Annotated in this window: 16 protein-coding genes; 2 read left to right on the forward strand and 14 right to left on the reverse strand. The window is 60.3% G+C overall.

Translation table 11 applies throughout. The features are described from left to right. Positions 1 to 152: 152 nt before the first annotated feature. From CFBP6623_RS03830 to CFBP6623_RS03865, 8 genes are all read right to left on the reverse strand, one after another. On the reverse strand, positions 153 to 974 hold the full coding sequence (locus CFBP6623_RS03830; protein ID WP_046798771.1) for a mechanosensitive ion channel family protein: 822 nt from the start codon (positions 972 to 974) through the stop codon (positions 153 to 155). A 78-nt stretch (positions 975 to 1,052) separates the two neighbouring features. Then, on the reverse strand, positions 1,053 to 1,571 hold the full coding sequence (locus tag CFBP6623_RS03835; protein ID WP_046798772.1) for a tyrosine phosphatase family protein: 519 nt from the start codon (positions 1,569 to 1,571) through the stop codon (positions 1,053 to 1,055). Then, the gene (locus tag CFBP6623_RS03840) at positions 1,568 to 2,191 is read right to left on the reverse strand and encodes an HD domain-containing protein (protein WP_046798773.1); all 624 of its coding nucleotides are present in this window, start codon (positions 2,189 to 2,191) and stop codon (positions 1,568 to 1,570) included. The genes CFBP6623_RS03835 and CFBP6623_RS03840 overlap by 4 nt, the downstream gene beginning before the upstream one ends. Positions 2,192 to 2,193: 2 nt before the next feature. Then, positions 2,194 to 3,030 (reverse strand): YgfZ/GcvT domain-containing protein, encoded by an 837-nt coding sequence (locus CFBP6623_RS03845; RefSeq protein WP_046798774.1) that lies wholly within the window; start codon positions 3,028 to 3,030, stop codon positions 2,194 to 2,196. 122 nt (positions 3,031 to 3,152) lie between these two features. Further along, positions 3,153 to 3,920, reverse strand: coding sequence for a hypothetical protein (locus CFBP6623_RS03850; protein ID WP_052760222.1), 768 nt, complete (start codon positions 3,918 to 3,920; stop codon positions 3,153 to 3,155). Between the two features lie 14 nt (positions 3,921 to 3,934). After that, positions 3,935 to 4,192: a hypothetical protein gene (locus tag CFBP6623_RS03855; protein ID WP_003496894.1), complete on the reverse strand. Its 258-nt coding sequence runs from the start codon at positions 4,190 to 4,192 to the stop codon at positions 3,935 to 3,937. 105 nt (positions 4,193 to 4,297) lie between these two features. After that, entirely contained in the window at positions 4,298 to 4,735 is a 438-nt protein-coding gene (locus tag CFBP6623_RS03860; protein WP_046798776.1) for a TIGR02301 family protein, read from the reverse strand. A 143-nt stretch (positions 4,736 to 4,878) separates the two neighbouring features. Further along, positions 4,879 to 5,295 (reverse strand): NUDIX hydrolase, encoded by a 417-nt coding sequence (locus CFBP6623_RS03865; protein WP_046798777.1) that lies wholly within the window; start codon positions 5,293 to 5,295, stop codon positions 4,879 to 4,881. 142 nt (positions 5,296 to 5,437) lie between these two features. On the opposite strand from CFBP6623_RS03865, the gene CFBP6623_RS03870 reads away from it, so the two are divergent. Continuing rightward, positions 5,438 to 5,761, forward strand: a complete 324-nt coding sequence (locus CFBP6623_RS03870; RefSeq protein ID WP_052820329.1) for a YnfA family protein — start codon at positions 5,438 to 5,440, stop codon at positions 5,759 to 5,761. Between the two features lie 10 nt (positions 5,762 to 5,771). Further along, positions 5,772 to 6,533, forward strand: a complete 762-nt coding sequence (locus CFBP6623_RS03875; protein ID WP_046798779.1) for an SOS response-associated peptidase — start codon at positions 5,772 to 5,774, stop codon at positions 6,531 to 6,533. 221 nt (positions 6,534 to 6,754) lie between these two features. On the opposite strand, the gene CFBP6623_RS03880 is transcribed toward CFBP6623_RS03875, so the two are convergent. The 6 genes from CFBP6623_RS03880 to CFBP6623_RS03900 form a co-directional block, all read right to left on the reverse strand. Then, complete coding sequence (locus CFBP6623_RS03880) at positions 6,755 to 8,047, reverse strand: GGDEF domain-containing response regulator (protein ID WP_046798780.1); 1,293 nt, start codon at positions 8,045 to 8,047, stop codon at positions 6,755 to 6,757. Between the two features lie 389 nt (positions 8,048 to 8,436). Beyond that, a complete protein-coding gene (locus tag CFBP6623_RS27185) occupies positions 8,437 to 8,568 on the reverse strand; it encodes a hypothetical protein (RefSeq protein ID WP_263135246.1) in 132 nt (43 codons plus the stop codon). 171 nt (positions 8,569 to 8,739) lie between these two features. Then, positions 8,740 to 9,609: a CDP-diacylglycerol--serine O-phosphatidyltransferase gene (gene pssA / locus CFBP6623_RS03885; RefSeq protein WP_046798781.1), complete on the reverse strand. Its 870-nt coding sequence runs from the start codon at positions 9,607 to 9,609 to the stop codon at positions 8,740 to 8,742. A 24-nt stretch (positions 9,610 to 9,633) separates the two neighbouring features. Then, positions 9,634 to 10,332 carry a phosphatidylserine decarboxylase gene (locus CFBP6623_RS03890; protein WP_046798782.1) on the reverse strand — a complete coding sequence of 233 codons (699 nt, stop codon included), beginning with the start codon at positions 10,330 to 10,332 and terminating at the stop codon, positions 9,634 to 9,636. A 164-nt stretch (positions 10,333 to 10,496) separates the two neighbouring features. Then, positions 10,497 to 12,383 (reverse strand): ABCB family ABC transporter ATP-binding protein/permease, encoded by a 1,887-nt coding sequence (locus CFBP6623_RS03895; protein WP_046798783.1) that lies wholly within the window; start codon positions 12,381 to 12,383, stop codon positions 10,497 to 10,499. 106 nt (positions 12,384 to 12,489) lie between these two features. Further along, positions 12,490 to 14,523, reverse strand: coding sequence for a LysM peptidoglycan-binding domain-containing protein (locus CFBP6623_RS03900; protein WP_062653695.1), 2,034 nt, complete (start codon positions 14,521 to 14,523; stop codon positions 12,490 to 12,492). Positions 14,524 to 14,577: the final 54 nt, after the last annotated feature.

The raw sequence follows: 14,577 nt of genomic DNA on the forward strand, positions 1-14,577 counted from the left end.
GTTGGTTACGTAATAACATTACAAGTCGACCTATAGAGATGTCTTTTGCAGGACGCAAGGCGGGAGCGGGCGGGCCATAATGAAAAAGCGCGATGGCCGGTAAGGCCACCGCGCTTGAGAAATGGAGGAGGGCAAAAAGAGAGCTTGAGGCCTCAGGCGGGCTGCGCGCTCACTTCCGCCTTGCGTTCATCAAAGGCGAGTTTCATCGCCTTCGTCACATCGCGGGTCGTTACGAAATAACTGTCGCTGCGCACCCAATAACGCAATTTGACCGTCGCGCTGTCGGCGCTGACGGAATCGACGAAGGTGATGGGGGAGGGGTCCAGCAGCACCCGGCTTTCCGAGCGCACCACGCGCATCAGCATATCCTGTGCAGCAGCCAGATCGTCGTCATTCTTGACCGTCAGGCTCAGCTCGTGGCGGCGTGAGGGAAAGCGGCTGTAATTGGTGATCGGTACATTCCAAAGGGTGGAATTGGGTGCGAGGCGGTAAAGCCCGTCGCTGGTCTTGAGCTCGGTGGCAAACAAACCGATTTCCACCACGGTGCCGCTGACCGTATTGGTCTCGATATATTCACCGACCCGGAAGGGGCGCAGCACCAGAAGCATGATGCCGGCGGCAATGTTTTGCAGCGTGCCCTGCAGCGCAAGGCCGATGGCGAGACCGGCAGCACCAAGGGCCGCGAGAATGGAAGCTGTCTGCACGCCGAACTGGCCAAGCACCATCACCAGCACCAGAATAAGCACGACATAACGGATGGCGCCTGCGAAGAAACCGGCCAAGGTCTCATCGAAACCGCGAATGCGCGACAGGCCCTGAAAAGCCCAGCGTTGCAGGAAGGTGGCGGCCAGCCAGCCGACGATCAGCAGCAGAAGCGCGCCGACGATCGAAAAGGAATATTGCACCGCCAGCGCGCTCGCCTGCCGCACGGCCGCCTGCGATGCGACGATGATATCCGTTGCCTGTTGTTCCATGAATTATCCCGTGATTTTCATTGTTGCTCAGGGTTGGTAACGAACGGGTGCCGCAGGGGTTCCGCCAAAAATCGGGCGTCAGCCGCCAAGCGGCAACACGAAAGGCACATTGCCGTCGGTATCGGCACCCCTGCCGATCGCCTTGATTGCCTTGACCAGCCGGCCTTCACGCGCCAGCAGCCGATCGCCGATGGCAATGATGCGGGCATTGGGGGTGACATAGGGCGAGACGGCGCGCAGGCGAAGCGCAAGCTCGTTATCGTCCTGATCCGGATAAAGGCTGAGTGCTGCAATGACGGCGGCGGCCGGTGAGCGCGAAATCCCCATCCAGCAATGGATGAGCAGCGGCGCGGACTGATCCCATTCCCGCGCAAAATCGATGAGCTTCAGCACATGCGCATCATCAGGGGCGATAAGATCGCCAGTGCCCTTGAAGGCGATGTCGTTCATGGCAAGCGTCAGATGCCGGTCGGCGGCAATCACCGCCGGGCGGTGAAAGCTCTGCTCCTTGGCGATCAGTGTCACCATTTCGCGGGCCTTGTGCTTCACGGCCATTTCCGCGATCCGCGACAGCGGCGATACCACGATGGCCGTCATTTGGCGCTCCCGGTCTTGGTTACGCGCAGCGCCTCGATTGCTTCGAAACGTTCGATGAACAGTCTCTGCGCTTCCGTCGAGGGCAGCGGCGTGATGGTGAACATGTCGCGGGTGATGCCGCGCGGCAGCCCGAAGAATTTCTGCGCCTCGGCGGTGGAAAAACCGGCAAGCTCCGTCGCCTCGAAAAAGGCGGCAACCGTATCGGCCTTCTTGATGCGGTCCTTCAATTCGCGTGATGCATGCGGCGGCAGGCCGAACCGCAGATGCACGGCGGCCTCCAGCCGTTTTTCCACGGTCTTGTAACCGCCGCCAACCACGGATTTGAACGGTGAGATCATGTCGCCGATGACATATTCGGGCGCATCATGCAGAAGCGCCATCTGCATGTCGCCGGGCGTCGCATCCGCGCACATGCGGCAGAAAATCGTCTCGACGATGAGGCTGTGCTGGGCGACGGAAAAGGCGTGATCACCGCGCGTCTGGCCGTTCCAGCGGGCAACGCGGGCAAGACCATGGGCGATATCGGCAATTTCCACATCGAGCGGCGAAGGATCGAGCAGATCGAGCCGCCGCCCGGAGAGCATGCGCTGCCAGGCGCGCGGACCTTTTGCGGCAGCCACGCCTAGTCCTCCGCCCGCGCTGCCGGATCGGCGGCCGGAAAGGAAAGGCCACTCCAGGCCGGCAGGGCCACGGTTATGGTGGCATTTTCTGCAAGAAGCGGCGTGCCGGCGGCAATGCGATCGATCCGCACAATGGCAAGAGCGTTGTTGCCGCAAACGGTCCCAAGAGTGCCCACCGGTTTTCCATTGGCGGTAATCTCCGTCCCGGTGGCGGGAAGCGGACCTTCCGCCGAAACGGTAACGACGCGCCGCCTTGCCGTGCCGCGATGTTTCATGCGCGAGACGACCTCCTGGCCGACGAAGCAGCCCTTCTTGAAGGAAACGCCGTCATTCACATCCATCAGCACATCATGGGGAAAGGCATCCTGCAGCGCATAATCCCGGCCGGATTCGGCAATGCCGTGTTCGACGCGCAGCGCATCATAGGCTGCAGCGTCGCCGGAGGCAGATGCGCCCGGCACGCGGAATAGGTCGACCCCTGTCTTGGCGAAACGCCCATCCTTGATGCCTGCTTCCGGCGCATTCTCGTTCCAGAAAACGCTGACGCCTTCGGTGGCTTCGGATTTCAGATCGACCGGCGCGCGCAGCTTGTACATCGTCAAGCGGCGCAGCAACGCATCCTGCTCGGCAGCACCCGTCTCGATCAGGTAATCCGTTCCGTCGCGCGCAATCAGGAAATCGAACAGGATCTTGCCCTGCGGCGTCAGCAGCGCCGAAGCGCGGGCTTCGCCCTCAGCCAGATTTTCAACATCGGCGGTGATGAGATTGTTCAGAAATTCCTCGGCGCCTGTGCCGGAAACTCTGATCAGGCGGCGGTCGGCAAGAAAGGCGGAAGGCATGGCGTCACCGTTCGGTTCATCGAGACTGCGCGATCTCCGGCAAAATGCAGATGCACTTTGCCGGACGGCTCATTCCGCACAGTTAGGATTTTTACCGGAGAACGGCAAGCACCGTGAGGCGATCAATCGCCAGCGGTGAAGAACTTCCACTTGCCATCAGGCGAAATGCCGATGCGGTAGAAGCTGTAATTGCCGTATTCCTGCATATCCGCCAGATCGCCCGCCGTAATGATGCGCAAGAGCTCCACCTTTTCCGGTGGCGTCAGCGTATTCAGCGGCTTTCCGGCGAAATAGGGGAAGACATAGGCTTCGTCCGGCGTGCCGGCATCGATATGGGCATAACCGGTCGACAATAGGTCGATGATGATCGCCAGCACTTCCAGCCCGTCGGGATCGCCGGAATAGCTTTTCAGTGCCGCGATCGGGTCTTCACTGTCGCTGCCGTCGATGCGGAATGCGTTCTGGCCGGCGGCGATGAAGGGTCGCAATTTTTCGATATCACCCGAAGCGGCTGCGTCGATGATCTGCTGGCGCAGCTTGCGAACGGCTTCCGGGGCCTTGGAAATGTCGTGCTCGATGACGACGGACATTTCCGGAGCATTGTCGGGCTTGGAGGATTGCTGCTTGGTCTGGGCAGCGGAACGGTCGACCAGAGGGTCGGGCAGGGGAATACCTTCCGAATCACCTTCGATCTCGTCCGGCTCCGCGGGCTGAGCCTGCTGCGGCTGATCGCCATTCTGAGCCTGCGGCTCGCTTTCGGTGTTTTGCGCCGGTTTCAGCTCGGAAAGGGCGAGAGCGCGGTTCGGCAAGCCAACCGACCCGGCGGTCAAAGCAAGCACGATGGACAGCATGGCGGAAGAGCGCAAAAGCCCCTTGCTCAGGCAAGACATGATAGACCCCGGCTTTACTGTATCACCCGCTGCGGAGAAAATTCGCCTTCAAGCATGCGCTGGCGCAGCGATTCCAGCATTGCTTCAGCGCCGGCTTCGCCATGCATGCGAATGGTTTCGCGCATGGCCAGAGCAATGGCGGCATCGGCGATGATCTCAGGCTCGATGCCGTCGGCCATGCCGTCGGCCCATGCCTCGTTCTGGTGTTCCAGAGCGACCTGCATCTTTTCATGCACGATCATATCGTCGATTTCGTTACGGCTCGTCTGCATTTTTCATCCTCGACAGGGCGGGCAAGTCCTTACCACCCTGTTAACAACACTATCAGTCTTTTATCAAAACGGCACGGCCTGCGGCGAAAAGAGGTTAACAATCCGCTAATTTCCGAACCGCGACGCGATTTCCTGAGCGAGTGTTGCCCCTTCGTTACGGTAGTTCTCTTCTGCCATGACGGCGGCGCGTGTGCAACTGGTGTGGATGGCCGCAAAGGAGCGGTATCCACGGTTGAATGCAGCCGTCATGCGCTGGCGTCTTTCGGGTTCGTTGGCCGTGTCCGCAGCCAGAAGATCGCTCATCGATCTGCGCCAGTCCTCCGGACCGGAAGAAGGGCACAGGGTTCTTAAATATTGCACCGCGCCCAGTATTTCGGAAAGCCGTGCCAGCTTGTCGTCATAAGGTGCGGGTTTGGGCGGCGTTACTTCCGCAGGTCGTACTTCCTTGGAAGCCGCTTTTGAAGGCTGCGCATAAGCGATGCCTTCTTGCCCGGCCGGTAACATGGTCAGGAAAAGAGACAGGAAAATGGTTGATCGTATCAAAATTCTATTCTGCCCCACACATACTCGTGAACTACTGGCTCGTGAACTACTGGCTCGTGAACTACTGGCTCGTGAACTACTGGCTCGTGAACATCCGGCGAGCGGACATGCCCTAAATAATCGCGATTCTGGCTGGCTGGCAATCATGCAAACAGGCGCTCGGCGCATTCGACGACGCTTTCAGGTGCCGGCAGCCGGCGGATTTCCGCCAATGTGTACCAGCCCGCATCCGCCGCATCGTCGGCCGCCGTCACCGCCGGATCGGCATCCGTTTCCACCGTGAAGACGGACAGGAAATAATGGCTGGTCAGCACGCCGTCTGCATTGCGTGACGGCAGGTCATAGGTCGCGAAGAGTTGCGGTTTGCGCGCCACGATGCCGGTTTCCTCGTGAAGTTCGCGAAGTGCGGTCTCGGCCGGTGTTTCCCCCTCTTCGCCGCGCCCGCCCGGAAAGGCGAACATGTCCTTTGACGGTGGATTGGCCCGGCGCACGAGAAGCAGCCGGTCGCCATTCCTGACGATGGCGGAGGAGGCGGGGTGGGGCTTGATGCGAAGGGTCATGAAGGGTTTCACTCGTTTCGGCCGTCTCCGGCCTGTCTGCATATTGTGGTGCGAGAGCGCCAATGCGCCCTTTCGGATAAGGCGCGGAGGCTCTAACCTGTTGCGAACAACACGCTCTATTGTGCACGCAGAAGACGGTGGAATGAAGGTCTATCTTATCTATGTATTGGCGGCACTTGCGGAAATCGCCGGTTGCTTCGCCTTCTGGGCCTGGCTGAAACTCGGCAAGCCGGTCTGGATATTATTGCCGGGCATGCTGTCGCTTGCCGCATTTGCCTGGCTGCTGGCACTGGTGCCGACCGAGACGGCGGGCAGAGCCTATGCCGCTTATGGCGGGATTTACATCGCCGCATCGCTTCTCTGGCTCTGGGGCGTTGAAGGGCAGCTGCCGGATAAATGGGATGTCGCCGGCGGCGCCGTCTGCCTTGCCGGCACGGCCGTCATTCTGTTCGGCCCACGCGCCTGAGGAGAAGATCATGTGTGGACGTTTTGTCCTGAAGGCGACGCCGGAAGAAATCGCCGATTATCTCGACCTGATCGGGCTTGAGGATTTTCCCGCCCGTTTCAACATCGCGCCCACGCAACCGGTTCTGGTGGTGCTGGAAGGCGAGCGGCAGGAGCGCGGCAGCAACCTGCCCAACCGCCGGGCCGTGCTGGTCCGCTGGGGTTTTCTGCCGGGCTGGGTGAAGGATCCCAAGGATTTTCCCTTGCTCATCAACGCGCGTTCGGAAACCGCCATCGGCAAGGCATCCTTCCGCGCCGCCATGCGCCATCGCCGCGTGCTAATTCCCGCCACTGGCTTTTATGAGTGGCGACGACCGCCGAAGGAGGAGGGCGGCAAGCCGCAGCCCTATTTCATCCGCCCGAAAAACGGCGGCATCGTCGCCTTTGCCGGCCTTATGGAAACATGGTCCTCAGCCGATGGCTCGGAAGTCGATACCGGTGCAATTCTCACCACCGCCGCCAATGCCGCGATCGGGCGTATTCACGACCGCATGCCTGTTGTCATCGCGCCCGAGGATTTCAGCCGCTGGCTGGACTGCAAGACGCAGGAACCGCGCGAGGTGGCCGATCTGATGCGCCCGGCGCAGGACGATTTCTTCGAGATGATCCCGGTGTCGGACAAGGTCAACAAGGTCGCCAATGTCGGCGCTGACCTCATCGAACCGGTGCCGGAAACCGCGCCGCTGGCAAAGATCAAACCGCCGAAGGATGAAGGGCAGATGTCGCTGTTTTAACGTCTTTGCGTGGCGCGCGAGGCTAGTTATTTACGGCTGGACGTTGCCGCACATTTCTTCTCCCCGCCGGGGAGAAGGTGGCCCGAAGGGTCGGATGAGGGGGCAGCGTTGCCTAATTTCGGAGAGCTTGCCCCCTCATCCCGCTGCCGCGGACTTCTCCCCGGCGGGGAGAAGAAACAAGCGGCACCCGCTCGGCCCATGACCCTATCTACGGGAAAATCTCAGCTGTTCTGCCCCATCTTCTGTAAGCCTTCCTGGATCATCACGTCGGAATACACCCGGTTGCGGCCATTCGCCTTGGCGAGATAGAGTAGCTGATCGGCGGCATTCAGCTGGTTGTCGAAAGGTTCACCCTTTTCGATTTCCACCACGCCGAGCGAAATCGTCAGCGCCAGGCTGCTGCCGCTGAGCTGGCGGCCATTGCTTTCAACAGCGCCGCGCAGTTCCTCGCAGAACTGATAGGCGGCACGGGCATCAAGCCCGCGCAGGAACACGGCGAACTCCTCGCCGCCGAGGCGGGCGGGAATATGGCGCTTCTCATGGCACATGTCGTGCAGCAGTTCGGCAAGCTTTTTCAGCGCCCGGTCGCCGGCATCGTGCCCGAGTGTGTCGTTGATCTTCTTGAAATGGTCGATGTCGAGAATGGCGACCGCGCCGTTTTCGTCGTTGTCGTTGATGATATCCATCAAGGCCCGGGTACGCTCGAAGAAGGAGCGGCGGTTCGGCAAGCCGGTCAGATGGTCGCGTTCAGCCAGTTCACGCAGGCGCTTCAGCTGCTTCAGCGTTTCGATATTATTGTCGATACGGCACTGCAATTCTTCCGGCACGAAGGGGCGATAGACGAAATCGGATGCGCCTGCCTTCAGGAAGCTTGCCGAAAGCAGCCGGTCGGTGGAGGACGAGATGCCGATCACCCTGAGATCTTCCGAGGAACGACTGTCGCAGATACGGCGCGTCAGCTCATAACCGTCCATGTCAGGCATATGGTAATCGGTGATGACGAGCTGGATCGATGGGTCCTGCGACAGGATTTCCAGCGCCCGGTTGCCCGAATGGGCCTCGCTGACCTTGAAATTCTGCCGCTCCAATATTTCCACCAGGCCGGAACGCGCCGTGCGCGCGTCATCGACCACCAGAACGGAAAAGCGCCGGTTGGTCAAAATCCGGTCAACGGTCTTGACCACCGCATCGACGGTGCGGTGCCCGTCCTTGACGATATAATCGATGATCTTCTTTTCGGCGTAACGTTTGCGTGCCTCTTCATCCACCGTTGCGGTGAAGACGATTGCCGGCACCTTGTGCTCGGAAAGAAGAGCTAAAATCTCGCCCTTCGGTGCGTCGGGCAGGTTGAGCCCCGTCAGCGCCAGCGTGAAATCATGGGCGCGCAACAGCGTATCGGCGGCGGCCATGCTGTCACAATGAATGACCTCAGCTTCGGTCTCTTCCGAGAGCCGCGACTTCAGCAGCATGGAAAGAGCAACGGAATCTTCAATCAGAAGGATTTTATCCTGCATGGCCGTCCCAAGCCCCCCTGGCCTGTCTTCGCACGCTTTCCCGAACACCGGATATTCGTCATCCGCATGTCTGCGGATTGGGAAGTCGGCTTATGCATTGTTTTGGAAAAAACTGCGAAAAATAGAAAATTCTTTGTTATTCACTAGTCTATACGTTTGCGCTCGTACAGACGTTTCGTAGAGGCCGCGCTTTTTACTTCACTTTCGTTGCTGCTTCGTTACAAAAAGTTCCTGAATTTATGAATACCGGCCGTTCATGCTGCATGCCGGATAAAAAAACGGCGCCGTTAAAGGCGCCGCGCGATTGCTGAAATTCTGTCGGGGAATGTTGATTCTAGACCCGATCCACCAGATGATCCGAAAACCACTGGCCAAAAAACTGAATGTTTTCAGGCGGGTTTGACGACTGGCTTGCGCTTCAGCATCAGGGCTGCGGCCGCCACGGCCTTCAGTCCGAGCGGGCGGTAGTGGCTTTTGAGGTCCGGCTTCGCCTGCGGCTGTGCCTTCGTCTCGTTCGTCATTTCTCTTCTCCATAATTCACGCCATTCGCCTGTGCGAAGCGTGTGAAGCCCCTTTTTCGGGGGTAATCTTGACGGATTCGAGGCGAAAAAAAATGAAGCCGGCTTTTGGGGATGCGACATTTTGCGCCACATCCGCCAGCAAGGTCCTGCGGGAAAAATAAACCTATGGTTTCAAATACCGCGATCGAGGCCGTTTCCGCCATTCGCATCATCATGCGCGTCTTCTTCGATGGTCAGCGTGCCGTAGCGGCGGTGCCACAGGCGGGCGCTGATGGGAATGAAGACGAGGTAGGCGGCAACCGTCAGAACCAGCACTTCCCAGGTGAAGCTCATCAACATCGCCACATAAAGCACGACGACGAGGATCATCGGCAGCACCAGATCGCGGCGAATGCGGCTGGTGCCTGATTTTCCCGACCAGACCGGCAAACGGCTGATGAGGAGGTAACCGATCAGTACGGTATAGGCGGCGGCGACGTAGGCGAAGGGCTTGTCCGGCTCCACGCCGAGGAAGCCGAGATAGACCGGCAGAAGCACCAGCATGGCGCCCATGGGAGCCGGAACACCCACGAAGAATTCGTTCTGCCAGGGCGCTTTCACCGGCCGTTCGATCATCACGTTGAAGCGTGCCAGGCGCAGGCCGGCGGCAATGACATAGATGAGCGCGGCGATCCAGCCGATGGAGCGTGCCTGATCGAGCAGATAGGCATAGACCACCAAGGCAGGGGCGACACCGAAATTGACGATGTCGGCCAGACTATCCATCTGTTCGCCGAATTTGGATGTCGCCTTCATCATGCGGGCGATGCGCCCGTCGATGCCGTCGAGGAAGGCGGCGAGCAGCACCATGCCGACGGCCAGCTCAAAGCGGCCTTCGATGGCGAGGCGAACGCCGCTCAGGCCCGCACAGATGGCCAGAACGGTGATGAGATTGGGTATCACGAGGCGGAAGGGAATTTCCCGCAGGCGTGGTCCCCGGCCGCTATCCTTGCGGCTCTCCTGTTTTCCGTTCTGTTGCGGCTCGATGATCGGCGTTTCCATGGCGCATGCCCTTCCTGATTGTCATCAGCCGCGGCGGCTGATGACCGGGCCCTTGGCGGAGCCGAATTCGGCAAGTACGGTTTCACCGGCAATCGCCGTCTGGCCGACGGAAACGCGTGGCTGGAAACCTTCCGGCAGGAAGATGTCGAGACGCGAACCGAAACGGATAAGGCCGAAACGCTCACCGGCATCAACAGGTTCATTCGGCTTGACCCAGCAGACGATACGGCGGGCAACCATGCCGGCGATCTGCACCACGCCGACCTTGCCATGCGCCGTCTCGATGACGAGACCGTTGCGCTCATTGTCTTCGGAAGCCTTGTCCACTTCCGCATTGAGGAAGAGGCCGGGGCGATAGGCGACATTGACGATGCGGCCGCGTACCGGGGCGCGGTTCACATGGCAGTTGAACACGTTCATGAATACCGAGATGCGCACCATCGGCTCCTTGCCGAGTTCCAGCTCCAGCGGCGGAACGACGGTCTGCACGGCGGAAACCTTGCCGTCGGCGGGGCTGATGATCAGGTCGTCATCCTGTGGTGTAACGCGCTCGGGGTCGCGAAAGAAATAGGCGCACCAGGCCGTCAGCACGAGACCGACCCAGAATAGCGGTTCGGAAATCCAGCCGAGCACCAGCGACGCGACGAAGAAGGCGGCGACAAAGACGTAACCTTCCTTGTGGATCGGTACGATGGTGTTGCGAATGGTGTCGAACAGACTCATGAGATTCCTTGCTCCGGTTTCCGTTGTCGCGTCTATATGTGGTCGTGATACGACACGATCCACACGGCAATGCGACAAATTTTGCCTAGCTGGTTACAGCCAAACGACCCGCCCGGCAATGGCCCGGCGGATCTGCGATCCCGGTTCCCCGGGGTTTATGCCCGTCAATGCGCCGGTTCGCCGCGGTCCACAACGCCGAGATCGTCGGTTTCGCGAACATGGCGCAGCATCTCTTCCGCCCGGATGGCTTCGCGCTGGCGGCTCCACATCGAGGCGTAGAGGCCGTTCTGCGCCATCAGCGAAGCATGTGTTCCACGCTCGGCGATCTGGCCTTCCTTCAGCACGATGATTTCGTCCGCGTGGATGACTGTGGAAAGACGATGGGCGATGACCAGTGTGGTGCGGTTTTTCGAGACGATGTCGAGCGCGCTCTGGATCTCCTGCTCGGTATGCGTATCGAGCGCTGAAGTCGCCTCATCGAGAATAAGGATCGGCGGGGCCTTGAGGATGGTCCGTGCAATCGCCACGCGCTGCTTTTCGCCACCCGACAGTTTCAGGCCCCGTTCGCCGACCATGGTGGCGTAACCCTCCGGCAGCTTGCCGATGAAGGCGCTGATCTGCGCCGCATCCGCTGCGGCCATGACATCCTCCTGCGTTGCCGAGGGGCGGCCGTAGCGGATGTTGTAGGCGAGCGTGTCGTTGAACAGTACGGTATCCTGCGGAACCATGCCGATCACCGAACGCAGGCTCTTTTGCGTCACGTCGCGAATATCCTGCCCGTCGATTGTGACGGCGCCTTCCTGAATATCGTAGAAACGATAAAGCAGCCGCGAGATCGTCGATTTTCCTGCCCCCGAGGGCCCGACGATCGCCACCGTCTTGCCGGCGGGGACATCGAAGGAAACGCCCTTCAAAATCGGCCTTTCCGGATCATAGGCAAAATGCACGTCGCGGAACGAGATGGCGCCGGGGCCGGCGCCAAGCGGTTTCGCATCCGCCTTGTCGGTAACCTCGGCCTCGACCTCGAGAAGGTCGAACATCTGCTCTATGTCGGTCAGACCCTGACGGATTTCGCGGTAAACGAAACCGATGAAGTTCAGCGGCACGGAAAGCTGCAGCAGCAGCGCATTGACGAAGACGAAATCGCCGATGGTCTGTTCGCCGCGCTGCACGGCCAGCGCCGACATCACCATCATGACGGTGGAACCGATGCCGAAGATCACACCCTGGCCGAAGTTCAGCCAGCCGAGCGATGTCCAGATCGAGATCGCCGATTTTTCGTAACGCTCCATCGCAACGTCGAAGCGCTTCGCCTCCATCTCCTCGTTACCGAAATATTTGACGGTCTCGAAGTTCAGAAGCGAGTCGATTGCCTTGGTATTGGCGTCGGTGTCGCTGTCATTCATGGCGCGGCGAATGGAGATGCGCCAGTTGCTGGCTCGCACGGTGAACCAGATATAGGCCCAGACGGTGATGACGGTGACCAGCACATAGGAAAACCCATATGACGCCCAGAAAATAACAGCCGTCAGCAGGAATTCGATGAAGGTCGGCGCGGTGTTGAGAATGGTGAAACGGACAATGGTTTCGATGCCCTTGGTGCCACGCTCGATAACCCGCGAAAGCCCGCCGGTCTTGCGCTCCAGATGGAAGCGCAGCGAAAGCCGGTGCATGTGCACGAAGGTTCTGTAAGCGAGCTGGCGCACGGCATGCTGGCCGACGCTGGCAAACAGCGAATCGCGCAGTTGGTTGAGCCCGACCTGTATCAGCCGCGTCAGATTATAGGCGATGACCAGAGCGACCGCGCCGAGCAGGAAGGCCGGAACCAGCCCTGCCATGTCCAGTCTGCCGTTCAGCGCATCCGTCGCCCATTTGAAAAAATAGGGGACGAGGATCAGCACCAGTTTGGCGACAACTAGGAACACGGTGGCCCAGACCACCCGCATCTTCAGGTCCAGACGTCCTTCAGGCCACATATAGGGCCAGAGATTGATCAGGGTCTGGGTGGGATTGCTGGAATCCGCCGAAATGGTTTTTTTCTTCGTGGCCATCATTCTCTCCGGTCACTGCCGGAAGCCGACAGCAGGACGGCGGCTTTCGCCGCCGTGCTTGTCACAGGTGGGATTGTCGCGGGTTCACCGCAACCTCTTCAGCGCCTTAAGAGCCGCCCTTCAGCCGTTTGCGGTGAAGTTCCTCCGCATTCGGCAGGGCCTTTTCCGGTACACCGAAAATCTGACCGGGCTCGATGAGATCAGGGTTTTTGATCTGGTCCTCATTGGCGAGGTAGATCGTCGTGTAACGCACGCCCTGTCCATAAACACGCCGGGAAATCTGCCACAGCGTATCGCCGCGGCGGATGATGACGCTGTTCTGGCTTTCGGCAAGCGGGGCCTGCTCGAAGGTCTGCGGACCGGCGGGCGCTGGCGGCGCGGGCGCGGCTGGCGCCGTAATGTGGAGTTCGGTCAACCGGCTGGCGAGCGATGCGATGCCCTTGCCGATGGCCGCCACATCATTCGGCCATGCCTCGACCGATGCCAGCAGATCACGCGCCTTGGCGGTGATGCCACCTGCAAAGGCGGTGAAGGCTGGCTCTGTTGCCGCGGCGGTGCGGAACTCGGAGAGCGATTTCAGGCCAATCACCACCGCGGAGCGGCCGGCAATTGCCTGATCGAGCGCCGGCGTCGCCTGATCCTTGTAGAGATTGGAAAGAATGCCGAAAGCCTTGGAAACGTCGTCACGCAGCTTTTCAAATGTGGCGCGGTCGCTTGCCGTGCTCTGGTTTTCAGCCGGCGCGACTGCGGTGGCGGCGGGCGAAGCGGTGGGCGCCTGCATGGCAACGGTTGCCTGATCGGTCTGCGGCCGCTCGAAGGGAACACGTACGCGCAGCTTCACCGTGCCGTCGGCATTCAGTTCCTCGACGGTGACGATATGGCTGCCAACGGCAAGATCGACATCACCCTCGACGACGAAATGCCCGGAGGCTTCCGTAACGCTCTTGCCGATCTCCCGGTCATCGACCAATGCGCGTACGGTCGAACCGGCGGGCGCGGAACCCGCAACGAAAATCTTCGATCCTTCAAATTCCACGGCTGTGACCTGAACGGTCGAGGCAGCTGCCTGAGCCGGAACGGAACCGGCAGCAGGCGGCGCCGTCACTCCGGCAACGGCTGCAGGCGTGGTGGCGGCATTGCCGGTTTCGGTGGGTGCCGCTGCGGGCTGTCCCGATTGTTCGGTCTGCAGTGCCGGAGGTGCGGCCTCCGGCATCGCCAGCACGCGGCTTGCTTCACCGGGCCTGGAAACCATCGCCAGAAGTTCGCCGGCCTTGCTGTTGGGCACCGAAACGGTTGCCACTTCTTCGGATTGTGTTGCCTTGCCGCTGGTGTCGGTGGAGCGCAGCACCAGCTCATGGTCACCCGGTGGCAGGGGATTGTCGAAAACCGCGGCGAAATCGCCGGTGCCGTCGATGGTGGTCTGGGCGATCACCTTGCCATTGCTGAGAATTTCGAGCTTGGCACCCGGCTGCGCCTTGCCGGCGACCACAGCCGAACCATCCGGCTCGACGCGCAACACGTCAAAGGTCGGTACGCCGGGCGTTGCCTGGGCAGCACCGGCCGGTGCTGGGACGGCAGGTGCGGCGGCGGACTGGGCCGGCTGCGCTGCGCCATCATCGGTGCCGGCGAAAACGCCTGCCAGGCGGCGGATCTGGGCTGCGGCCGCTGCCGCATTGTCGGGCAGGCCGCGCAGGAAGGCCGTGGTGCGTTCGGCCGCCGTGCGCGCCGTGGTGATCAGCCGCGACGTCGTTTCGTCCAGAGACTCAGGGATTTCGATATTGGTCAGCTCTTTGAGCGAAGCTTCGACCTTTTTGCGCGCCGCTGAAAAATCGGCGTCGGAGGGAACCTTGCTGTCGGCGAAAAGCGTTGTCAGATCCTTGATCGATTGCGTTGCAGACGCCGCAAGACGTCCCACTTTGTCGGCGATATTGGCGGTTTCCTCGGCGGCGTCGGACAGGATGTCGCCCGCCTTGTCGCCGCCCATTTCCACGCTGTTCTTCACGGCGTTGCCCGCCTCGTTGATGGCGTCACCGATCGGTTTGCCGTCGTTGGAAATCCTCGGCAGGACGAAAAAGATCATGAGCAGGGACGCGATGCCCAGCACGATCAGCGCCAGCAAACCGGCTTTATTGTTTTTCATCCTGGAATCTCCGGGTATTTCAAGCTTTTCACACGAGTTGAGATTGCTAGCGTC

Source organism: Agrobacterium tumefaciens (assembly GCF_005221385.1).
In the GTDB taxonomy this organism is placed as follows: Bacteria; Pseudomonadota; Alphaproteobacteria; order Rhizobiales; family Rhizobiaceae; genus Agrobacterium; species Agrobacterium tomkonis.